The sequence below is a fragment of the Actinoplanes sp. NBRC 103695 genome, assembly GCF_030269485.1.
Taxonomy (GTDB): domain Bacteria; phylum Actinomycetota; class Actinomycetes; order Mycobacteriales; family Micromonosporaceae; genus Actinoplanes.
In genome coordinates this window covers 1-257 of record NZ_BSTL01000155.1, presented here as the reverse complement: position 1 = coordinate 257, position 257 = coordinate 1, and the positions used below count along the sequence as shown (strand labels likewise).

The window sequence follows — 257 nt, the reverse complement described above, 5'->3', positions numbered from 1 at the left end:
CGCGAATCGGGCACGAACCGGTTCATGTCCGAGCCCGTCCAGCGCAGAAGTCTCGGCCACGTCCTGCAGTCCGGACGTGGGCATGACACGGACGCCGGTGGCCCGATCGCGGGTCACGACCTGGTGATCTGGGTCGAGGGTGATGGTGCGGCTGTCGCGCAGCATCTCCCCCGTGGTCGGCACCTGGATCGCCGGGAGCAGGGCACGCAACTCGACAGAGGCGGAATCGTAGGCCAGGACCGCAGCGTAAACCTTAC

At 67.3% G+C, this 257-nt stretch carries 1 protein-coding gene; it reads right to left on the bottom strand.

Annotated elements, in window-relative coordinates; genetic code table 11:
- On the bottom strand, positions 1-210 hold a 210-nt coding region (locus tag QSK31_RS48675; protein WP_285692025.1), incomplete at its 3' end, for a hypothetical protein.
- Positions 211-257: the final 47 nt, after the last annotated feature.